This is a genomic window from Sphingobacterium thalpophilum, from assembly GCF_901482695.1.
GTDB lineage: Bacteria > Bacteroidota > Bacteroidia > Sphingobacteriales > Sphingobacteriaceae > Sphingobacterium > Sphingobacterium thalpophilum.
In genome coordinates this window covers 1858427-1881688 of the sequence record NZ_LR590484.1, presented here as the reverse complement: position 1 = coordinate 1881688, position 23262 = coordinate 1858427, and the positions used below count along the sequence as shown (strand labels likewise).

Below are 23262 nucleotides of genomic sequence, written 5' to 3'. Positions count from 1 at the left end.
TCTTTATTTTATTGAAAGACAAACAAAATTAACGCCTATTTTGTTTCAGATACGGTTAAATAAGGCAAGTATGCTGCGCAAAACACAACTATTTTTACTTTTTGTAACCTTATGGCTACTTTTATTCCATTCTTGTTCGAACTCCAAGCCAGAAACTGCTTTTTATTTCTGGAAAACCGTATTTCAGCTTGACACGATTGAACAACGCGCACTGCAGGAAATTGAGGCCAAATCCATGTATGTTCGGATCATGGATATCGATTTTGATCCCACAGGTATACAAGCTGTGCCGATAAGCCCCGTGACCTTTACCCAGCCAGTGCCCAAAGAGCAGACGTTGATTCCTGTTGTATTTATCAACCAGCGCATCTTTGCCGAAATGGATAGCCTGCAAATCCGGGCATTGGCAAATAAAATTGTACCTTTTGTCGAAGCCAAGGTCAAGCAGGCAGGCAAGACGGAATTTAGGGAGCTACAGCTGGACTGTGACTGGACCAGGACCTCGCGGGACAAATTCTTCTATCTGCTGAAATACCTACAGGCATTGCCCGAGCTAGATGGTGTATCACTGAGCTCAACGCTACGTCTGCATCAAGTAAAAAATACGGCGACAAGTGGCATACCTCCGGTAAAAAAAGTTACGCTGATGTGTTACAACATGGGCAACCTACGGCAATTTGGGAGCCAGAACTCGATACTTAACCTACAGGATCTGCAGCGGTATTTGAGCGGCAGCTTGGCGCAGTATCCAATGGACATCGATATTGCTCTACCCCTGTTCCAATGGTTTGTCGCGTTCAGAAACAACAATTACATCGGTATTTCTAAATATATCAGCGAGCAGGATATTCAGGATACTACGTTATTTACGCGCAACCCAAATACCAATCTGTACATTTTAAACGTAGACCTTCCAAAAGCGAACTTAAGAAAAGGCGATGTTATCCGGTTTGAAAAGGTAAGTAAAGAAGACCTTTTACAAACGGCAAAATTTTTGAAGGGACAACTCAAAGGAAAAAAACATCAGATTATTTACTATCATTTAGATCAAGCTACATTAGCAAATCATGGCAATGCCGAATTACAAGAAATTACTCGTGCTTTCTAGCACGACCTTTGCCTTCTTTTTCGGAGAGATGGCAACAAATATTGCCTGTGGACCTGAAATAGATCCCTATGACAATCAAACGACGTATTATCTCCCCAATCTTGAGGAGAACGGATTTTCAGCCTTTCAGTATATTCCCTATAAATTTCTATACACGGAAGACGAACCTGTTCAGGAGAGCCTCGTGAATAGCGAAGCCTGGGCAAAGCATCTTGGGGTAGGCGTAAAAGCCAGCGATGTCGAACAGTTTATGTACCATACTGACGCCGAGACAGCCGACCTGGTGAGCAACCGGGGCAAATCGTTGTGGAACAGTCTTCCAGATTCGGTCAGGGGAAACAGCTTCCTTCAAACCCTGATCGACGGCAAACATGAACCCGAAAGAGCTTACTTTGTCTTTACCAAATTGCAGGAACCCATCACAAATATTCAGCACGACTATTGGGACCCTGATCCGAGGAATTTCAACGCGATCGTCCAATACGCCTCGCTTGCCGAGGAGCAGATTAACAAGTATAAAAAAAACAGCTTCCTCTTTGTGCGTTATGCTTACCAGGCGGCCCGCCTTTACCTATTTGGCCGGGAGTACGGCAAAAGCATCGCAGTTTACGAAAAATATTTACAGCCGATCAAGCGTGAGGACGCGATTTTAAACTGGGCACTTTCGAACTATGCCGGCGCTGTACGCAAAAATGGTGACGGTGCAAAAGCCGCCTATCTGTTTTCAAAGCTATTTACCCAAAGCCCTGAACGCCGCGTACTCGCTTATAGCAACTTCCATTATATCACGGCCTCCGATGCCGAGATTTTTCAATATGCGACAAACGATGCCGACCGGTTTAACATCAATGCTATTCTCGGATTTGGCAGTGGCGAGCATAACATAAACTATCTAAGCTCCTGTTATGCTCTTGACCCGGCCAATACCGTCAATGCGGTACTCCTGGCCAGAGAAGTCAATAAAATTGAGGGCGATCTGAATGAGGCTTTTTATATCGGTGACGGAGACAGCTATCATTACTACAGCAAAAACGATGCGAAAAGCAAGGTGAAGCAACACCTGGAAGCTGTACGCAACTTCGCGCTGACCCTCTATCAGGACAAAAAATATGTACAGCCACAACTGGGGCTGATCACAGCAGCATACCTGAGCTGGATAAACAAAGAAAATGATCTCGCTAAGAAATATCTCGGTCAGGTCAAAGAAAACGAGCTCAATGGCAAACTAAACGATCAGTATCAGATCACCGTATTGCTTACCCAGCTAACCGACTGGCAGATTAACAAACAGATCGATCAGGCAAAGCTCGTCAAGACACTGTCCTGGCTGGAGAAAAAAGCACAATCAGACGGCAATAACAGCGCGAAGAACAACGATTGGAGCTATAACGCATTTGCATACAGCAACTATAGCCTGATCTGCAGAAATATCCTGCAAAACCTGGTTGTCAAACATTACCTCCATGCACAGGACACGGCAATGGCAAGCCTGGCGGCAGTCAAAGCCGATGTTTTTTACAACTACGGACTGGTAAAAGATACACTTGAAGACAACATGCAATGGTCGACGATGCATTTTTGGGAAAATAGCCTTACTCCAAAAACGCTCTTAAAAATCAGGTCTCTGTTGTCGGACAACGCACAGCAGCAACCATTGTCCAGATTCTTGCTGGAAGATATTAAGCACTTCAACAGGGACTACCTGACCGAATTGCTGGGCACAGCCTATTTGCGCGAGCTGGATTTCCAAAAGGCCGCGAAAACACTGCAGACATTGCCCAAGGATCATAAAATAAAAGAAATAAAGAATTGGTATGCGGAGGAGGACGACATCAAACCCAATCCATTTATTGTAACCATCAATGATTATCCAAAAAAATACGGAAAAGAATTTACGACCAAACTGAAATATGCCGAACGCATGGCGCGGCTGGAAAATGCGATAAAAACGGAGAAAAACAATCAGAAGAAAGCGGACTACTACTTTCAGATGGCCACCGCCATCTATCAGACGAGTACCTATGGCAATGCATGGTCAATGGTTTCTTACGACTGGTCATCGACCGACAACCACGCCGCACCGACAGTCTACTGGAAACGGAATTATGTACAGACCAGATCAGCCAAACAATGGTATGAAAAAGCGCGCTCGCTCAGTAGCGACAAGGATTTCAGGGCCAAATGCACCTTTATGCTGGCAAAATGCGAACAGAAGGACTTCGTATATACCGACGACACACGCTGGCAATATTATGATTCGCCGCTAAAAAACCCTTTCTATCGATTTTCAATGCAAAATAAGTACTTTAAGGAACTGACTATGCAGTATAGAGATACACCGTTTTTTGGGATCGCTTCCAGAGAATGTACGTATCTACAGGATTATTTGAACCTGACAGCAGGATTGAAATAATAAGTCACCGAACTATCTTGTCCAGGCTGGCGGCATCCAAATGTAGAAGCCGTTGGTCTGGGCTACTATGACCGGTTGTCTTCATTGTGATACATGCTGAGGTAACTCTCATAGCGGGAAGCTTCGATCTCGCCGGATTCCACCGCTTCCATGATAACACAACCGGGCTCATTGATGTGCCTGCAGTCGTTAAAACGGCATTGATTCATCAATGCCCGCATCTCGGGAAAAAAATGCGAAAGTTCCTGTTTCTCTATATCCACAATCCCTAGCTCACGAATACCGGGTGTGTCAATTAGCTTGCCAGCAAAGGGCAGGTCAAACATCTCGGCAAATGTTGTGGTGTGTTTGCCTTTGTCCGACCAGTCCGATATTTCACCTGTTTTCAATTCATACTCCGGCACGATGGCATTAATCAGGGTCGATTTGCCAACTCCGGAATGCCCAGACACCAAAGTGATCTTATCCCGGAGCAGTTCCTTCACCAAGTCGATATTCTTTCCTGTCAATGCAGACACTTCGTAACAGGGGTAACCTATGCGTTCGTAAATCGACTTATATTCCGCCAGTATTTCCAGGCCTTCTTCGCTAAAAAGATCAAGCTTATTAAAAATAAGCACCGCGGGTATGCCATAGGCTTCTGTCGTCACCAAAAACCGGTCAATAAAGCCCAGCGATGTTGGTGGAGAGGCCAGAGTGACGACCAAAAAGGCCTGATCCAGGTTGGCCCCGATGATCTGGGTCTGCTTGGAGAGATTGACGGATTTGCGGATAATATAATTCCGACGAGCCTCCAGCTCCCGGATGACGGCACTTTCCTGATCAGGCTCCACATCAAAATGAACCCAATCACCTACTGCAACAGGGTTTGTTGTTTTAATTCCTTTGGTCCGGAATTTACCTTTGATACGGCAATCGTATTTCCTGCCGTCCTCCCCCAAAACTTGATACCAGCTGCCTGTGGATTTCGTTACCAATCCTCTCATAGATCCTGTTGCATTACATGTGTCATTCCACAAAAATCGGAAAAATTTATTAAACTTACGGTTTGATGAATTTCTTACCTTTGTAAGGAGACTAAAATTCGACTGCGTGAAAAAATTATTCCTTCTAGACGGCATGGCTCTTATATATAGAGCATATTTTGCACTGAGCAAAACTCCTCGTATCACTTCAACAGGTTTGAACACAGGGGCAATTATGGGATTTACCAATACCCTATTGGAGGTATTGAAAAATCAGCAACCATCGCATATAGCCGTCGTGTTTGATACCGATGCCCCCACCGCCCGACACATTGAATTTGATGCCTACAAAGCACATCGCGAGAAAATGCCCGAAGACCTTTCGGCTTCCATCCCCTATATCCATCGCCTGATTGAAGGATTTAATATTCCCATCATTACCATGGATGGTTACGAAGCGGATGACATCATCGGTACATTGGCTAAGAAAGCTGAACAAAAAGATTTTCAGGTCTATTGCATGACGCCGGACAAAGACTTCGGACAGCTCGTTTCGGATCATATTTTCATCTACAAACCCGCACGCATGGGCAATGGTGCCGAAGTTCAGGGTGTCAAAGAAATCCTGGAAAAATGGGAAGTATCGGATGTCTGTCAGGTGATCGACATTTTAGGTCTCTGGGGTGATGCCGTCGACAACATCCCCGGAATACCCGGCATCGGAGAGAAGACCGCAAAAAAACTCGTACAGGAATTTGGGTCAGTAGAAGGAATCATAGCCAATGCAGACAAGCTAAAAGGCAAACTGCGCGAGAATGTCGAAAACTTTGCCGAACAGGGGCTAATCTCAAAAAAATTAGCAACCATCTTATTGGATGTTCCTATTGAACTGGATGAAAAAGCACTCGAACTGGAGGAACCCAACAGAGAATTGCTCGAGCCTCTTTTTGCAGAACTCGAGTTCAGAACCCTCGGAAGAAGAGTCTTCGGTGAAGACTTTTCCATCCTCGAACGAAATATACCCACAAGCGGACAGATGGATCTCTTCGCGACGCAGACCACAACGGTTACAGTCACAACTGAGGTAGTTGCCGAGGTTGCCATTGAACATACCGCGGTAAATAATATCCATAATACGGCGCATGACTACATCTTGGCCGATAGTCGGGAGAGACAGGAAGAGCTTGCACGTGAACTGGCTGCACTGGACAGTTTTTGCTTCGACACCGAAACTACCGGACTCGATGCCAATGTCGCTGATGTTGTGGGCCTATCCTTTTCTTTTGCACCGGGCAAAGCATATTATGTCCCCACCCCCAACGACCGTTCACAGGCCCAGACTGTCGTTGACCTATTCAGGCCCGTACTTGAAAATCCTGCCATCGCAAAGGTGGGACAGAATATCAAATACGATATCCTGCTATTGGCCCGATATGGCGTAAAAGTCCAGGGTGCACTTTTCGACACCATGCTGGCGCATTACCTCATCGATCCAGATACAAGGCACGGTATGGATGTACTGGCAGAAAATTACCTGAATTATAGTCCCGTTTCCATTACTGAACTCATTGGTGAAAAAGGGAAAAAACAAGGTAATATGCGTGACGTCGATATAGAGAAGATCAAGGAATATGCAGCAGAAGATGCTGATATCACGCTGCAGCTCAAGAATGTATTTGAGCCGCTTCTGATAGAAACCAATACATTGAAGCTCGCACAGGAGGTTGAATTCCCCTTGGTGTATGTACTGGCTGAAATAGAACGCAATGGCGTGAAAATCGATGTTCCTGCGCTCGGAGAATTCTCCAGGACGCTGGACCAGGATATCAAAAGCCTCGAAGCGTCTATCTTCGAAAAAGCAGGGACCAACTTCAACATTGCGTCGCCAAAGCAATTGGGCGAAGTATTATTTGACAAGCTCCAGCTGGACCCTAAGGCCAAGAAAACAAAAACAGGGCAGTACAAAACTGGCGAAGATGTGCTGCTGGCCTTAGCCCACAAGTCGGATATCGTTCAAGATATTCTGAACTTTAGACAACTACAAAAATTGAAATCCACTTATGTTGATGCACTGCCTGAATTGATCAATGCCGAAACAGGCCTTATTCATACATCGTACAATCAGGCTGTGGCAGCGACAGGACGGTTAAGCTCCACAAATCCAAACCTACAGAACATTCCGATCCGTACCGAGAGAGGACGAGAAGTGAGAAAAGCTTTTATTCCACGTTCGGAGAATAATGTTATCCTATCGGCCGATTATTCACAGATTGAACTCCGCCTGATTGCCGAGCTGAGTCAAGACCAGAATATGATGGAGGCGTTTAGCCAGGGGCACGATATCCACCGCGCCACAGCCGCCAAAGTCTATAATACGCCTTTCGATGAGGTGACCTCCGAACAGCGGCGCAATGCCAAAGCAGTCAACTTTGGGATCATCTACGGCCAGTCCGCTTTTGGGCTCTCCCAAAATCTCGGCATTTCACGCAAAGAAGCCTCCGACATCATCAACGAATATTTCAATCAGTATACTGGCATAAAGAAATACATGAGCGATGCAGTCGAATTCGCGAAGGAGAATGGTTATGTGGAAACTATTTTAAAGCGCAGGCGTTATTTGAGAGACATCAACTCGGCTAATATGACTGTCCGGGGGTTCGCGGAGCGAAATGCCATCAACGCACCGATTCAGGGCTCCGCTGCAGATTTAATTAAAATCGCCATGATTGCCATTCAGAAAGAAATTGAACAACAGGGATTGGCAGGCAAAATGATCATGCAGGTACATGATGAGCTTGTATTTGACGTTCCTAAACAGGAAGTGGACGCGTTTAAGGCGATTATCCTCGACAAAATGGCGAATGCCATCCAGACGCAAGTGCCATTAGTTGTGGAAATCGGAGAAGGGAAAAACTGGCTTGAAGCCCATTAGAATTTTAACTATGATCAAGAAAATCATCTTTATATTACTCGTGATGTGTCCTTTTTGCCTGACGGAAGTGCAGGCCCAGCAGGACAAACCTGTCTTTTACGAAAAGCTAGATCAGGGCTTAATCCGTTTTTATTTTGATAAATACTATTATCTTGCGGCCAAAGATTGTGAATTTAAAACGATTGAACGCGTCAGCAAATTTGATTTTACCAAACAGGTTTTCGAAGGCGAATTCCGGGATTTTGCGCCGGATGGCAGCCGGATGCTGGTGGGAAATTATACAGACGGCAAAAAGGAAGGCCTTTTTCAGGCTTTTCACCCCAATGGCGTCTTAAAATGGGAGGTCAATTTTAAAGCCAACTTCCCCACAGGAGACTGGAAATATTACTATCCGGATGGCAAACCGCTGCTGACCATTAGCTATGGCGACTACGGTTATTTCATCAAAGACTATTGGGACAACCGTGGAAAACAGGAGGTCATCAACGGTGAAGGCAACTACGAATTTGCCATACCTTTTGAAGGCTTCACCGAATTCGGGTTTGATTTTTATCTGCGCAAGGGCAAAGTAAAAAACGGCAAGCCACAAGGCAACTGGAATACGTATTTTTACAATGTTGGACAGCAGCCGGTCTACGCGATGACACAACGTTTTGTCAATGGCGAGATTGTGACCACCTATGACGACAATGATGAGCTTCGCACGGAGGACTTTCAGTCATTGAGCCTACTACCTTATGATTATTTTATCCGTGCCGAACTGCTGCAGAGCAAGTCCTGCAGTTTTGATGATTATTCCAACTTCTATGCTTTTGTTGCCAAACGTTTCACGGATGGGTTCAACAAGAGCGGCATGGAACTCACACGGCAGTTAAATTTCTCCTATGAAGTGGAAGTCAAAAAAACAGGTCTGGCAAACATCAGAAGCCTAAAGCTAACCACAGATTCGAGTAATGAAGATTATCTCAATATACTAAACCGCATTGCTAAAAGTATTGACTTTTATTTCCCGACGTACCAACAAGATCAGCCCCAGGAAGATACCATTAGAGTAACAGGGAGCCTGAGTGTAGGTAACGACGGAAAGGTCTATGCCCACTCAATTAAAATGGAAAGACAAATAGACAATTCGAGTAAATAATTATCTTTGCAGAAATAAATAGATATGAAATTCCATAAAGAAGGATATACCACATTAGCAATAGCTGTACTTTTTATTTTCATTATCAATGCTGTTGCAGATTATTACGACGCCTCGGACTATGTAAAATGGTTTATTTATGCGCTGTCCGCATTTCTATTCATTACTGTGGTCCAATTTTTCAGAAGTCCCAAAAAAGTCGTGGTTCCACAGGATGACATCATCTTGTGCCCCGCAGATGGGAAGGTGGTCGTCATAGAAGAAACCGAGGAGACCGAGTATTTTCACGATAAACGGATTCAGGTATCCATTTTTATGTCCCCCGTGAATGTTCATGTCAACAGAAATCCAATTAGTGGACTGGTTACCTTTTTCAAGTACCATCCGGGTAAATTCTTGGTTGCCTGGCATCCCAAGTCTTCGACAGACAATGAGCGAACAACTGTTGTTGTCAAAGACAAAGCGGGCAGAGAAGTACTTTTTCGCCAGATCGCAGGAGCCTTGGCCCGCCGGATTGTGTGGTACGTAAAAGAAAAAGATGAAGTGATTCAGGGCAGTGAGTTCGGTTTCATTAAATTCGGCTCGCGCGTAGACCTGTTCTTGCCATTGGGAACCAAAATCGATGTCAATATCGGCGATAAAGTGGTCGGAGGTAAAACTATTATCGGAAAATTTTAACAATTTATTAATATCATTATAAGTAACTTAGGCTCCAATTAGGGGCCTTTTTTATTCAACAAATGAATTTTAGACAATTATTATTGGCCAATTCCGCAGGAGTGGGCATTGCAATATCGACCATCAGCTTTTACTACAAGCATGATCTACAAACGGCATTGATTATTTTCTTTGTGGCGCTGGTCATCTCCTTTCTCTTATTCAATTACCTTTTTGAGAAATATATCTATCGCAGGCTCAATACCATGTATAAGCTGATCCATAATCTTAAACTGGGCAAAGACCTGAAAGACGCGATTGGCGAACACGTCAGTGAAGATCCGATTACGGATGCAGAAAATGAAGTAAAAGCATGGGCAAAAGATAAAAAAAATGAAATTGAGCAATTGAAGTCCCAGGAAAAATTCCGCCGGGAATTTCTCTCCAATATATCTCATGAATTTAAAACACCGCTTTTTGCCACACAAGGTTATATAGAGACCTTGCAGGATGGACTGATGGAAGAGGACCTGGAAATGGCAAAAAATTTTTTGGATAAAGCCGCACGAAACCTCGATAGATTAAATTACCTGATCCAGGATCTCGATGAAATTTCCAAACTGGAATCCGGCAAAATGGTACTGAACATTGAGAAATTCGACATTGTGGAGCTCATCAAAGACACGTCCTACTCGTTAGAAGATAAGGCCAAACAACATCAGATCAAAATCGAGTTTAAGCCCAAATCGGGCACCCCACATTGGGTGAAGGCAGACCGGAATAAGATCCATCAGGTCCTCTATAACCTAATTGATAATTCCATTAAATATGGGAAAGAAGGGGGGACCACAAAGATCAAGATCTTTCCGCTGTTTGAACAGGTGTTGATCGAAATCACCGATGACGGTTATGGCATCGAAGAAAAGAATCTCAGCCGTGTGTTTGAGCGTTTCTTCCGGACAGACAAAAGCCGATCCAGGGATATCGGCGGCTCAGGACTCGGATTGGCCATTGTAAAACATATCGTCGAGGCACATCAGCAGAATGTCAACGTGCGCAGCACAGAAGGTATCGGCACAACGTTTGGATTCACTTTGCAAAAAGTTCAGGCCGGCGACTAAACAATTGATGACACTCATGTGTTTAAACAAAATCAATGTTAACATTAACTTAACATTAAGGTAGTATTTTTGCAAAAATAAATTTAAGATATGTCTTTAAATAGCATTTTTCAATACTTCGTTCCAAAGGACAAAAAATTCTTCCCTTTGTTTGAACAAGCCGGTAACAACCTGATCGAAATGTCCCAGTTGTTAATAGATATTGTAAACTCAAGCAATCCGGAGAAGAAAAAAGAATTGACCCGCAAAATGGAGGATCTGGAGCATCGCGGTGACAACATCACTCACCAGATTCACCTGGAGCTCGGGAAAAATTTTATTACACCTTTCGATCGTGAGGACATACACTCACTGGCGAGCTCGTTGGACGATGTTGCCGATTTTATCCATGGAGCAGCCAACCGGATGGATCTATACAAAGTGGAAAAAGCAACCGAGCCCATGATTGAAATAGCCACTCTGCTTGTAGAGGCTACCGAACATGTATCAAAGGCAATCCACGAACTTAGAGACTTAAAGAACATCCGTAATATCACGGATTCCTGTGTGCGCATCAACAGTGTAGAAAACAAAGCAGACTATATTTTTGATAAAGCCGTAGCTGACCTTTTTGAATTTGAAAAGGATGCCATCTCATTGATCAAGCACAAAGAAGTGCTGTCGGCCATGGAAGATGCAACAGATAAATGTGAGGATGTTGCTAACGTTTTGGAAAGCATCCTAGTTAAAAACGCATAATCATTCGATTTAAGTGCATAAAAATTCTACGAGATTATGATGTCAACATTACTCGTTGTTGTGATTGTCCTTGCCATTGCATTTGACTACATCAATGGATTCCACGATGCAGCCAATTCAATTGCGACAATTGTATCAACAAAAGTCTTAACGCCAGCAATGGCGGTATTATGGGCTGCCATATTCAACTTTGCAGCTTACTTTTACTTCACCGACCACAAGGTCGCCAACACCATCGCCAAAACGGTTATAGAAGAATATATTACCCTGGAGGTTATTTTCGCAGGACTTCTTGCTGCCATTGGCTGGAACCTATTTACCTGGTACTACGGTGTTCCCTCCAGTTCTTCACATACATTAATCGGAGGATTTGCAGGATCGGGAATGGCTTATGCCTTTATCCTTGGGGCAGATCCTATACACGCCATCAATATCGATGCGACATTGAAAATCATTGCATTTATTGTTTTGGCGCCAATCATTGGTATGACCATTTCGATTATTATCACCCTTATTGTCATCAACCTGGCAAAAAATTCCAAACCCAGTGTCGCGGAGCGGTGGTTTAAAGTCTTACAGCTGATTTCTTCCGCTGGATTAAGCTTCGCCCACGGCGGAAACGATGCACAGAAGGTCATGGGTATCATTCTTGTTGCCATGGTGGCGGGCGGATATGTCTCCAATACCGAACATATGCCTGAATGGATACCATTGACCTGTTATGCGGCGATCGCTGCAGGTACCATGAGTGGAGGATGGAAAATCGTCAAAACAATGGGAACCAAAATCACGAAGGTAACACCGCTGGAAGGTGTCTGTGCCGAGTCTGCAGGAGCGGTCACATTGGGTATCACTGAACATTTCGGGATCCCCGCCTCGACTACACATACCATTACCGGATCGATTATCGGGGTGGGCGTAGTCAAACGCGTATCGGCCGTCCGCTGGGGGGTAACCATCAGTTTATTGTGGGCCTGGGTATTAACAATCCCCGTGTCTGCATTACTCGGAGCATTGTCTCTAGTTGTGGTTCATTATTTACTCTAGCAAGAATTTCTTAATTTTTTTCTTAAAGCTATTGTAACAAAACAAAAATTTGGTACTTTCGTACCGAATTTTTGTTTTGTTGTTTCACATTAAATCCTTAATTTAGTACGAAATATAGCGAAATTAAAAATTTAACATAATTTTAAGACTTTGGCACGGCAATTGTACTGTTCCAATTGTTAAACACGAAAATTAAATTTGAAAACAATTAAAATTAATAATAACCTTAAAAACAAGAGTATGAACTATTCTACAATTAAAAAAACAGCTGTTGCTGCTACATTAGTTGCCGCTTTAGGTTTCGCTGGTACAGCACAAGCTCAGCAAGTATTCGGTGGTAGATCACAATACAGAACTTGGTCTATCGGAGTTCAAGGTGGTATCACTACACCTAATACTGTAATTGGTGGTAACAACGCTTTTGGTCAAAAAGTAGGTTACTTCCAAAATAAAGTGGGTGAATACTATGGTTTAACCGTACGTAAACAATTCTCTCACCTTTTCGGTTTAGAATTGGAAGCTAACCGTGGTAAAATCAAGACGTATAATGCTGACGCTTCCGGTCCTGCATTCGAAGCTGGATCTGGAACTGTAGGTTTAGGCCGTGCGCAGTCTGCTGAAACTAAAGTAAACTGGGCAGCGAGCTTAAATGGTGTATTCCAATTGGGAACAATCGACTTCCTAAGGAGAGAAAATGCCGTTAACTTCTATGCTAAAGTAGGTTTAGGTGCTTTCGCTTATAACCCTATTCAGTATGCGAACAATGACTTCAGCGGTACTGTTGTTTATGAAAACAAATGGGGTGAAGATGGTAATTTCGGAGGTGATCGTACACCAACAGACAAAGACAAAGAATACCGTTTAGGTATGATCGTTCCTGTAGGTGTTGGTGCAAAATTCAAATTATCTGAAGTTGTTGCCTTAAACCTAGGTTACACCATGAACTTCACTGACGAAGCTTTATTGTACGGACCAAACAGACACGGAGCTGCTAAACAACGTTTCTCTAATGTATACGGTGGTTTAGAGTTCACTTTAGGTTCAAGAGACAAACAAAACTTGACTTTTGCTAACCCAGTTGCGACACTTTACGATGAGTTGAAAGATCCTTCATTGAGAAACGAAGTTGAAGCATTGAAACAACGCGTAAGCACTTTGGAAGGTACTGTTAACACATTGAGCGCAGACGCTGATGGTGACGGTGTATCTGACAAATTTGATAAATGCCCTGGTACTCCAGCTGGTACTCCAGTAGACGGTTCAGGTTGTCCAATCAAATTCCCAGAGCCCGTAGTTGAAACTGGAACTGCTAACGGCTACTATGCGCCAATTCAGTTCGAATTCGATAGCTCAGTGTTGAAAACGTCTTCTTACTCTACTTTAGATAAATTAGCTAAAGAACTACGTGACAACAACTCTTCTGTAACTTTAGATGGTTATGCATCTGCAGAAGGTACTGAAGCGTACAACTTGACATTGTCTAAAGACCGTGCAAACTCTGTAAAACAATACTTAGTAAATGCTGGTGTTCCTTCATCAAGCATCACTGCTAACGGTTACGGTGAGAAAAACCCAGTTGCTTCTAACGCTACTGAAGAAGGTCGTATCCAAAACCGTCGTGTTGAGATCAAAAAATAATTGTATATAACATATACCATTATAGGAAAAGCCGGCTCTAGAGCCGGCTTTTTTATTTGCGCAGATTTATGCGTAACTTTGTGGATGACATTGAATTTGTGGAAAAGTTATTCAAACGAATTCAGTAAGAAATTAGTATTTTGATTTAAAGAACAGAATACTGATTTAAACTTTTGAGAATGGAAGAGGATTTTGAATTTGAAAACCCCGAGGAAAGAAAAATCTCGGTGGACCGATATGAGGAAATGCTTCGAAACGAGGATCAGTATTTTTTTGATTCCAAAGCTTTTGAAGGCATAATTGACTATTACGCTGAAAAGAATGACCCCGTAAAAGCACTGCAAGTAGCAGAATTTGCCATTAGCCAGCACCCGTTTGATATCACGTTTTTATTAAAACAGGCACAGCTGTTTTCCACGATCCAGCAGTATCAGAATGCACTGGCGGCATTGGATAAAGCCGAGTTACTGGAGCCCTCAGAAGGCGATATCTTTCTCATCAGAGGTGGGATACTCGGTGGCATCGGACAATTTGATACAGCTTTGGAACATTTGTTTAAAGCATTGCCGTTGCTCGACAATAAAGATGAGGTCTACTTTCATATTGCCATGATCTATCAGGCTCAGATGAATTATGACAAGGCCATAGTCTATCTGAAAAAAGCACTTGAACTCAACATGGACTATCAGGAAGCACTTTACGAACTCGCATATTGCTATGACGTACTTGATAGACAGGAAGAGAGCATTTCCTTTTATAAAAAATATATTGATTCGGATCCCTATTCCTACTATGCCTGGTACAATTTGGGGAACTCCTATCATAAGATCGGTAAATTTGCAGAGGCACTGGATGCCTATGATTATGCCATTCTGATCAAAGAAGACTTTTCTTCAGCCTACTTTAACAAAGGAAATGCTTTAGTTAATCTAGACCGCTACCAGGAAGCTCTGGAAGTCTACAAACAGACTTTCGAGTATGAGCAGCCAAGTGCCGACACCTATTGCGCCATAGGTGAATGTTACGAGAAACTGGAGCAAATGGAAGAGGCCCGCAATTATTATAAAAAGGCTGTCAAACTTGATGCTGAACTTGCAGACGCATGGTTTGGCATCGGTGTGACACTCGATTTCGAAGAACGTTATTTTGAATCGCTCCATTTTTACAAAAAGGCCCTGGAATTGGAGGATACCAACCCCGATTATTGGTTTGCCATAGCGGATGCACGGTATAAACTGCAGCAAATCGATCAGGCGGAAGAAGCCTACAAGAAAGTTGTGACCTTAAATCCATCCGATATCGACGCCTGGCTGGACTATTCGTCAATTTTGTTTGAACAAAATAAAATCGATGAGTCTATCGATGTAATGTCGGAAGCGATCACGCAGAATCCACAAGCGGCCGAACTGTATTATCGAATAGTCGCTTACCTGTTTGCCAACGGACAGTATAACGAAGCTCTAAATTTTCTGGAACTCGGGCTGGCAACAAATCCTGACAAACATTATATTCTCTTTGACTACCTGCCACAATTACAAGGCAACCAGATCATCACAGAGATTGTAAAAAAATATACTAAACCGAACAATTAAAAAAAGATAGAATAACATCTTCAGACCATTTTTCAACGGTCTGAAGATGTACATCATACCATAAGAAGCTATTATCTACGAGAAGTACGACGTCATTCCATGAAAAAACTAGGTCTAATTGGATTTCCTTTAGGACATTCCTTTTCCAAGAAATATTATTTAGAAAAGTTTCAGCAAGAAGACATCAACGATGTCGATTATGACCTCTATCCGATTGAACATATTTCGGATTTTGTGCCCATTTATTCTGATAAAGACTTTTACGGTGTAAACGTTACAATTCCTTATAAAATCGAGGTAATGCGTTACCTGGATGAATTATCCGAAGAAGCCAAATCCATACAAGCTGTAAACTGTGTCCGCATCCTGCACTCCGATGATGGCTCGGTTTATCTGAAAGGTTACAATACAGATGCCTATGGTTTCGAAACCTCTCTCAAACCCTTGCTTACGCCAAAAGATCAGAAAGCACTTGTATTAGGCAATGGTGGTGCTGCAAAAGCAGTCATATATGCGCTCAATCAATTGAACATTGCATACAAACTGGTCAGCCGGACAAAACAGGCGGATCATTATACGTATGAAGAACTGGATGCTTCCATTTTGTCTGAGTATACAGTGATTATAAATTGCTCGCCCGTAGGCACATACCCCAATATCACAGCATGTCCCAAATTGCCCTATGAATATATCAATGAGAACCATTTGTGTTACGACCTGATTTATAATCCCGAAGAAACGGCTTTTTTAAGGAAAGGAAGAGAGCAGGGTGCCCGCACCAAAAACGGGTACGAAATGTTGCTGCTTCAGGCAGAGAAAAATTGGGAAATCTGGAATAGTTAGTTTCGCTTACCAATAAAAAATAAAAACAGTAATTTTGTCCTATGCTAACGATCAGAACATTCACATTCAATCCTTATCAAGAAAATACCTATCTAGTATATAATGAATTCGGGAACGCTGTCATTATCGATCCGGGCATGTATGGCGAAAAAGAGCAACGTGATCTTGTGGAGTTTATCGAACATCAGGACCTTAGTCCTAAATTGCTACTAAACACGCATTGCCACATCGACCACGTACTGGGCAATCACTACATTCATGAGAAGTACGGTCTCCTTCCACAATTCCATGAGGGAGAGATCCCGATCTTGGTTGCTGTTCAAAATTATGCTCCCCAAATGGGTTTTCACTACGACGTTTCTCCCATCGGCGAACAATTTTTGAACGATGGAGATCATATTCTGCTGGATAATGATGAACTAGAGGTTATTCTCGCCCCCGGCCATTCTCCTGCACATCTATGTTTCTACTCCCACGCCCAGAAATTTTTGATCGGAGGAGATGTTCTCTTCCGCAACAGCATCGGACGTACGGATTTACCGGGAGGCAACCATCAGCAACTGCTGGAGAGTATCAAACAACGGATTTACGCGCTGCCCGACGATACGATAGTTTATCCGGGCCATGGCCCCTCAACAACGATCGGTTTCGAGAAAAACTCCAATCCATTTATCCGAGGATAGTACTATGAACCTGCCCTTTCTATTTGCCAAACGGTACCTTTTATCCAAAAAGTCGGTCAACGCGATTAACATTATATCCTCTATCAGCGTTATCGGTGTCATGGTAAGTAGTGCAGCTTTAATTATATTGCTGTCATCATTTAACGGGATGGAAGACCTCATTTTATCGATGTACAGTAAGTTTGCGCCGGAACTGAAAATAGAGCCCAAAAAAGGCAAGCTATTTTCAACAAAAAATGCTGTTTTCCAGACGCTAAGAAAGGATTCCAATGTTATTCATTATACCGAAGTCTTACAGGAAAAGGTGCTGCTCCAATATGCTAACCGGCAATATATCTCGACGATAAAAGGGATTGAGCCCTCATCCCTGGACAAGACTACTGGAGACAGTATTATTGTCGACGGGTCCTATGCCCTCACGCATGACTCAACAGCTACAGCGATTCTTGGCGCGAGTGTTCAGGCCAATCTTGGCATCTCCATGCAAAATACACCGGACCTTATTCAGGTATATTCTCCCCGGAAAGGCGTAAAAAACTCGTCAAATCCCGCAGAAGAATTTAATATCCGATCAATCGCTCCGGCGGGAGTCCTGAGATATCAGCAGGACTTCGACAACCTAATCATCACCCCTATCGATTTTGCAAAAGAAGTACTTGGCGAATATGATAGAGTGTCCGCCATTGAATTTTATCTCAAACAAGGAACCGATATCGACAAATTCGAAAAACAGTTACAGGAAAAGCTAGGTGCGGACTACCTCGTGAAAAACCGGGAGGAGCAAAATCCAACGCTTTACAAAAATGTGCGTGTCGAAAGGTGGGTCGTCTTCTTCATCCTGACATTGATAAGTGTAATTGCCATCTTCAATATCGTCGGCTCATTAACCATGCTCGTACTCGATAAACAGAAGGATATGACGATTTTGAAAAGCTTGGGCGGAGATAATCAGCTCATCCAGCGCATTTTCTTTTATGAAGGACTGATGATTGCTGTTATCGGATGTGTTTTAGGTCTGATTATAGGTGCATTGTTCAATTACATTCAATCGGCATACGGCATCATCCGCGTCGAAGACGGTGCAAATGCCATATTGGATAGCTATCCTATGGTCAGTCGCTGGACAGATTACATTTTAGTCTTTCTAACAGTGAGCAGTATTTCGGGGCTGGTATCTTATTTCTCTGCCAAACTCAGCGTCAGAGAACTGGATAAACTCAAAACCGTAGACTAAAATCTTGAACTTTTGGAGCGGCTCTGGCTTCCCTTGGTGATCTGCTGGATCAAGCTTCCCCAGGCAAAAGGATTCAATAAGGGATTAGCATACCGTTGGTTAATGACTTTATTGTTCATCGAGTTGAAACTTTGCGCATTATTAATAGAACGCATTTCGTTCCCGTCCCGAGGGACGACAGCGGCCATCGCCGCCAAAGACTCATACGAAAGCGATCTTCTTGCGCGAACGATATTGTCTTCCGACACATCCAGATTCATGAATGCAATGTTAAATTCCTCAATACTCGCCCAGGGATAAGGAGTCACCATAGGTAATTCGGTGACCAGGTTTTTCATAATGATATTGGCGGTATATTTGTCTCCGGTAACCTCTGGGACCACTACCGTGAGTGGCTCAAAGCCAACAGACGTAAATCGTATCGTATCGCCAACATGAGCAACAAAGGAAAAATACCCTTCATTGTTGGCCGCTATTGCTTCATTTCGGAAAGAAACGTTGGTAACTGTTGCATAGCCAACAGGAAGCCCCGACCCCACTGTAGTCACAATACCGGAATATTGAATAATCTTTCTCTCCTGCGCCTTTGAAACAGAAGAAGTAAAGACTATCGACAAAAGTAATAATATAGGGATCAGCAACTTCATAGAACAAATTTACACAAAAAACGGTCGAGTTAGCCGTTAAATTGTGTTAATAGACACACTAATTGGCAGAAGGCAATGTCGCATCCGGCGAATCCGGATCTGTCAGATTGATTGCTTCAACGGCAGTCACTTCAGGAACAGCCTTTTTTATCGCTTGTTCCAATCCGGCTTTAAAAGTCATAATGCTCATTGAACACGAAGCACAGGCCCCCAACAGCTTCAACCGCACGACATTATCTGCCGTGATCTCTTCAACACTAACGTTGCCACCATCAGTTTCCAAATAAGGCCTCAAGGTGTCCAACGCCTGCTCCACTTTTTCTTTTAAGGTCATACTCTTTATTAAATTCAATAATTCTACATGTAAAGATAATCAAATATTTGAAAATGTCTATTTTTACAATCCATACCGCCGATAAAAACAACAAGCCCATGACAAATTGTGCAAACCCCTCTACTTGCCGAGTTAAAGAATGTTAATATGAAAAGCGACCTTTGGGATCAAAAAATTATTAAACTATATTGCACAGTAAAATTTAATTGATTAGTATAACAAATTCACTTATCTTTGTAAAATGTTTTTAAATAGGCGTATAGCGGCTATCTGTGCCGGCATGATGTTTCTATTGGTATTTACGGGCTGCAAAAGTAAATTTGAGAAATTGCGCGCAAGCAACAATATCGCTCAAAAATATGAAGAAGCCGTAAAACTTTATGAAAAAAAGAAATATACCAAGGCATTAGTCTTGTTTGATGACCTGCGCGCCAAGTTCCGAGGACAGGCTGAAGCAGAAAATATTTACTACTATTTGGCATTTGCCAATTACCGCTTAAAAGATTATACCTCGGCAGCCTATCACTTTAAGGACTTTGCCGACGTCTATCCCAATAGCCCCCGGGCGGAGGAGTGCCGTTTCATGAATGCTTATTGTTATTATCTCGATTCTCCGCGGTCCACGCTCGATCAGGCAAATACAAAGAAAGCCATAGATGCGCTACAGCTCTTCGTTAACCTCTATCCCGAATCAGAACGGTCCAAGGAAGCGGCGGACCTGATACAGAAACTGCGGGATAAACTTGAGCTCAAAGCTTTTGCGAATGCAAGGCTGTATTATGACATGGGCTTAAATGATGACTACAGAGCTGCTGTGATCGCACTGCAAAACGTGTTAAAGGAGTACCCTGACACCAAATACGCAGAGGAGATTGAATTCCTAACCTTAAAGGCGCAGTATATCTTTGCTTCTAAGAGTATTGTGTCAAAACAGGAAAGCAGATATGATGAAGCTTTAGACTATTACCGCAGTTTCGCGAGTAACTATCCGGACAGCAAACATATAAAAGAAGCTGAGGCTATCCGTGAAAATTCCGAAAAAGGCATCAAACATGCAGCTTCCCAAATGAAAGAATATAATAAAGCACTTGCCGAGCAAGAAGCATATATAAAAGAACAAAAGGCGAAAAAAGAAAAAGAAAATACCCAAAAAGATGAGTCAAAAAAATAACAATTCAATTCCAAATTCTACAGTCACCCGTGATTTAAGACAATTGGACAAAGGAACTGACAATATCTATGAGTCTATTGTAGTGATTTCTAAACGTGCAAATCAAATTGCGGTAGATATTAAGGAGGAATTAAATGGAAAGCTTGCAGAATTTGCAAGCAACAACGATAACTTGGAAGAGGTATTCGAAAACCGCGAGCAGATTGAGATCTCTAAACATTACGAACGCATGCCAAAACCAACCTTGGTTGCAATTGACGAATTCTTGCACGACAAAGTGTATTACAGAAATCCTTCGAAGGAGCAAGACTAATTCAAAAGATGGCTTTAGCTGGGAAAAATATTGTAATTGCTGTATGCGGCAGTATTGCCGCATACAAAATTGCAACCCTCATTCGACTGTTAGTTAAAGCGGACGCCCAGGTTCGAGTCATCATGTCTGAGGAAGCCACCGCTTTTATTACTCCACTTACGCTTTCAACACTTTCCAAGAATCCCGTTTTAGTAAATTATTACCAGCCGGACACGGGTGAATGGAACAATCATGTTGAAATTGCCCTGCAGGCTGACTATATTGTTATTGCACCAGCAACAGCCAATACGCTAGCAAAAATGGCAAACGGCTTGTGTGACAACCTATTGATGGCTGTATATCTATCAGCGAAGTGCCCGGTCTTTTTTGCTCCGGCAATGGACTTGGATATGTGGAAACATCCCGCAACACAGCACAATATAGAGCGGCTCCGTTCGTATGGAAATATTATTATTCCACCTGGCAACGGACCACTGGCCAGCGGTTTAATAGGTGAGGGACGTCTTGCCGAGCCCGAGGAAATCGTTGCATTTTTAGAAAATTACAGTGAAGATAGTCTTCCTTTGTTGGGTAAAAAGGCACTTGTCACTGCCGGACCTACTTATGAGGCAATAGATCCTGTTCGCTTTATTGGGAACCACTCGAGCGGGAAGATGGGTTATGCTATTGCCCGGCAATTGAAACAGCTGGGTGCAGATGTTACCTTAATATCGGGGCCAAGCAGCCTCAGTATACCAGAAGGCATTCATCTGATCTCCGTTACCTCGGCAGCACAAATGCTTCAGGCTTGCGAAGATCATTTCGCTGCAGCCTCCATTGTCGTCATGAGTGCCGCTGTAGCAGATTATACGCCTATCGAAGTAGCCACCCAAAAAATCAAGAAAAAAGAAGATCAGTTTTCTATTCCCCTAAAGAAAACAACGGATATTTTAGCGACCTTGGGCGCAAGAAAAAAAGACGGTCAGATTATTGTAGGATTTGCTCTTGAAACAAACGACGAATTGGACCATGCGAAAGATAAGCTGGCACGAAAGAACCTTGATTTAATCGTACTTAATTCCATGCGGGATAAAGGTGCTGGTTTTGCGACAGATACCAATAAGGTAACTGTTATTAGCCGGAATGGTGAAATCAAGGAATTTTCTCTCAAATCAAAAGAAGAAGTCGCAAAAGACATCTGTCAGCTCATCCTTACACATCCTCTGATCAATGGGTAACCCCGTTCTAGCAACGGGCAAGTATCCAGTACACCTTCTTGCTGTCTATAAATATGCTATCCTCAGCTCCTTCGGATAATAATTGTTCACCCTGTTGGGCAGTACTTTCATCCAGCCGAGAGCCTTCCCCTTAAATTTTGCCAAGGTCCATCCATTGATCCCTTCCGGAATCAGATCTATGGTAATATTTTCTTTTCGAAGGTAGTTTTGCGCATCTTGGAGAGAAAGTTCCACACACTGAAAGTCGGGTATCAAAGAATTACTCAAGGCCAGTGCATGTCCGGGAATTAGCTCTTTTCGATTGAGTTTTCCGATATTAGTTCCTGCATTCTTCAGATATAGCACATTTTGAAGGTATTTGAGATCATGCTCATAACGTTTAGGAAATATATACATATCGTCATGATGGCCAAAACAGTGAAACTCATCCAGCTTAGCCACCCAATTGCTCAAAATACCCTTGGGAATGTCCGATTTCTCTGCTTTTATCTTTCTTCTATTAAATGTAGGCTGTTCATCAACTTTCCTTAGGACAGTGATAAAAAATCCCTCACCGCTCAACTTATGTGGATAAAAACGATAGCCATGAGCGGCATTCTTCGCCGATCGCGTATGCTCAATTCCCCATGCGGCATCGATGCCTATCTCCACGGTCTCAAAGCCTCCCGAGCTTATCAGCCAATCCGCAATATCCTCATTCTCCTCCTCCGAATATGAGCATGTGGAGTAAAATAGATACCCTCCTGATTTAAGAGCTGCCATACTTTCTGCCAAAATACGCTGTTGCCTTTCACTGCAGAGCTTCACATTCGCTTCGGACCATTCATCTATCGTATCGGCATCCTTCCGGAACATACCTGAACCCGAACAAGGAGCATCGACAAGCATTAAGTCAAAGTATCCGGGTAAGCGGTCAAAAGCAGAAGGATCATTATTGGTAACAACGGTGTTCGCATTGCCCCATTTCGTCAGGTTATCCTGCAAGATGTTTACCCGTGTTTTGATGATTTCATTGGCAACCAATAAGCTATCTGGATGCAGGCTACTGTTCAATAAGGTCGATTTGCCTCCGGGAGCTGCACAGAGGTCCAATGCCATGATTGGTATGGCCTCTAACCCCAGCGTACGAATAATATGATCGACGAACATGGAAGAGGCATCCTGGGGATAATATGCCCCCGCATGAAACTGGGGGTCGAGAGTAAATATAGGACGATCTTTAAGATAAAAGGCGGTATCGCACCAAGGGACCTTACCCGTATATGGGAACGGACATTCATCCAGTTTATCCGGATTTAAGCGAACTGCTGTTGCCCGAATTGCCTCTTCATGTACTTTAATAAATGCTGCTGTGTCAAATCCGGGATTCGCGCCCAGTTTCCTCACTAAGGAATTTGGCAGAAAATTACTCATGATGTCCTAATAGTTTGTGCTAAAATTAACATAAATAAAAATGAAGTCAAAATAA

At 43.0% G+C, this 23262-nt stretch carries 20 protein-coding genes; 16 read left to right on the top strand and 4 right to left on the bottom strand.

Translation table 11 applies throughout. The features are described 5' to 3' along the window. Positions 1–70: 70 nt before the first annotated feature. Positions 71–1108: a hypothetical protein gene (locus FGL37_RS08050; protein WP_037533910.1), complete on the top strand. Its 1038-nt coding sequence runs from the start codon at positions 71–73 to the stop codon at positions 1106–1108. Next, a complete protein-coding gene (locus FGL37_RS08045; RefSeq protein WP_028070948.1) occupies positions 1068–3521 on the top strand; it encodes a hypothetical protein in 2454 nt (817 codons plus the stop codon). The genes FGL37_RS08050 and FGL37_RS08045 overlap by 41 nt, the downstream gene beginning before the upstream one ends. 65 nt (positions 3522–3586) lie before the next feature. Here FGL37_RS08045 and rsgA read toward each other — a convergent pair whose 3' ends face one another. After that, positions 3587–4507, bottom strand: coding sequence for a ribosome small subunit-dependent GTPase A (rsgA, locus tag FGL37_RS08040; RefSeq protein WP_028070947.1), 921 nt, complete (start codon positions 4505–4507; stop codon positions 3587–3589). 106 nt (positions 4508–4613) lie between these two features. Here rsgA and polA point away from each other — a divergent pair, with 106 nt between their 5' ends. The 11 genes from polA to FGL37_RS07985 all read left to right on the top strand — a co-directional run bounded on the left by polA (position 4614) and on the right by FGL37_RS07985 (position 18112). Beyond that, positions 4614–7418, top strand: a complete 2805-nt coding sequence (polA, locus tag FGL37_RS08035; protein ID WP_028070946.1) for a DNA polymerase I — start codon at positions 4614–4616, stop codon at positions 7416–7418. A 10-nt stretch (positions 7419–7428) separates the two neighbouring features. Next, complete coding sequence (locus tag FGL37_RS08030) at positions 7429–8559, top strand: toxin-antitoxin system YwqK family antitoxin (RefSeq protein WP_037533907.1); 1131 nt, start codon at positions 7429–7431, stop codon at positions 8557–8559. Positions 8560–8583: 24 nt separating this feature from the next. Next, the gene (locus tag FGL37_RS08025; RefSeq protein ID WP_028070944.1) at positions 8584–9237 is read left to right on the top strand and encodes a phosphatidylserine decarboxylase family protein; all 654 of its coding nucleotides are present in this window, start codon (positions 8584–8586) and stop codon (positions 9235–9237) included. A gap of 62 nt (positions 9238–9299) precedes the next feature. Beyond that, a complete protein-coding gene (locus FGL37_RS08020; RefSeq protein WP_028070943.1) occupies positions 9300–10337 on the top strand; it encodes a sensor histidine kinase in 1038 nt (345 codons plus the stop codon). 90 nt (positions 10338–10427) lie between these two features. Continuing rightward, positions 10428–11075 (top strand): DUF47 domain-containing protein, encoded by a 648-nt coding sequence (locus FGL37_RS08015; protein WP_028070942.1) that lies wholly within the window; start codon positions 10428–10430, stop codon positions 11073–11075. Between the two features lie 36 nt (positions 11076–11111). Further along, positions 11112–12122 (top strand): inorganic phosphate transporter, encoded by a 1011-nt coding sequence (locus FGL37_RS08010; RefSeq protein WP_028070941.1) that lies wholly within the window; start codon positions 11112–11114, stop codon positions 12120–12122. Positions 12123–12362: 240 nt separating this feature from the next. Next, the gene (locus FGL37_RS08005) at positions 12363–13760 is read left to right on the top strand and encodes an OmpA family protein (protein ID WP_028070940.1); all 1398 of its coding nucleotides are present in this window, start codon (positions 12363–12365) and stop codon (positions 13758–13760) included. Between the two features lie 179 nt (positions 13761–13939). Further along, entirely contained in the window at positions 13940–15352 is a 1413-nt protein-coding gene (locus FGL37_RS08000; protein ID WP_028070939.1) for a tetratricopeptide repeat protein, read from the top strand. 99 nt (positions 15353–15451) lie between these two features. After that, positions 15452–16195, top strand: coding sequence for a shikimate dehydrogenase family protein (locus tag FGL37_RS07995; protein WP_028070938.1), 744 nt, complete (start codon positions 15452–15454; stop codon positions 16193–16195). Positions 16196–16236: 41 nt separating this feature from the next. Next, a complete protein-coding gene (locus tag FGL37_RS07990) occupies positions 16237–16878 on the top strand; it encodes an MBL fold metallo-hydrolase (protein WP_028070937.1) in 642 nt (213 codons plus the stop codon). Between the two features lie 4 nt (positions 16879–16882). Beyond that, complete coding sequence (locus FGL37_RS07985) at positions 16883–18112, top strand: FtsX-like permease family protein (protein WP_028070936.1); 1230 nt, start codon at positions 16883–16885, stop codon at positions 18110–18112. On the opposite strand, the gene FGL37_RS07980 is transcribed toward FGL37_RS07985, so the two are convergent. Next, a complete protein-coding gene (locus tag FGL37_RS07980; RefSeq protein ID WP_028070935.1) occupies positions 18109–18759 on the bottom strand; it encodes a carboxypeptidase regulatory-like domain-containing protein in 651 nt (216 codons plus the stop codon). The two genes, FGL37_RS07985 and FGL37_RS07980, sit on opposite strands and share 4 nt — an antisense overlap. A gap of 58 nt (positions 18760–18817) precedes the next feature. Further along, positions 18818–19093, bottom strand: coding sequence for a NifU family protein (locus tag FGL37_RS07975; protein ID WP_028070934.1), 276 nt, complete (start codon positions 19091–19093; stop codon positions 18818–18820). 241 nt (positions 19094–19334) lie between these two features. Between FGL37_RS07975 and FGL37_RS07970 the strand changes: the two genes are divergently transcribed. From FGL37_RS07970 to coaBC, 3 genes are read left to right on the top strand one after another with little or no spacing between them, the layout of a single operon-like run. Continuing rightward, entirely contained in the window at positions 19335–20264 is a 930-nt protein-coding gene (locus tag FGL37_RS07970) for an outer membrane protein assembly factor BamD (protein WP_028070933.1), read from the top strand. Next, positions 20248–20577 carry a DNA-directed RNA polymerase subunit omega gene (locus FGL37_RS07965; protein WP_028070932.1) on the top strand — a complete coding sequence of 110 codons (330 nt, stop codon included), beginning with the start codon at positions 20248–20250 and terminating at the stop codon, positions 20575–20577. Before FGL37_RS07970 ends, FGL37_RS07965 begins: the two co-directional genes overlap by 17 nt. An 8-nt stretch (positions 20578–20585) precedes the next feature. Next, on the top strand, positions 20586–21794 hold the full coding sequence (gene coaBC, locus FGL37_RS07960; RefSeq protein ID WP_028070931.1) for a bifunctional phosphopantothenoylcysteine decarboxylase/phosphopantothenate--cysteine ligase CoaBC: 1209 nt from the start codon (positions 20586–20588) through the stop codon (positions 21792–21794). Positions 21795–21839: 45 nt separating this feature from the next. Here coaBC and FGL37_RS07955 read toward each other — a convergent pair whose 3' ends face one another. Further along, entirely contained in the window at positions 21840–23207 is a 1368-nt protein-coding gene (locus tag FGL37_RS07955) for a methyltransferase RsmF C-terminal domain-like protein (protein WP_028070930.1), read from the bottom strand. Positions 23208–23262 lie beyond the last annotated feature (55 nt).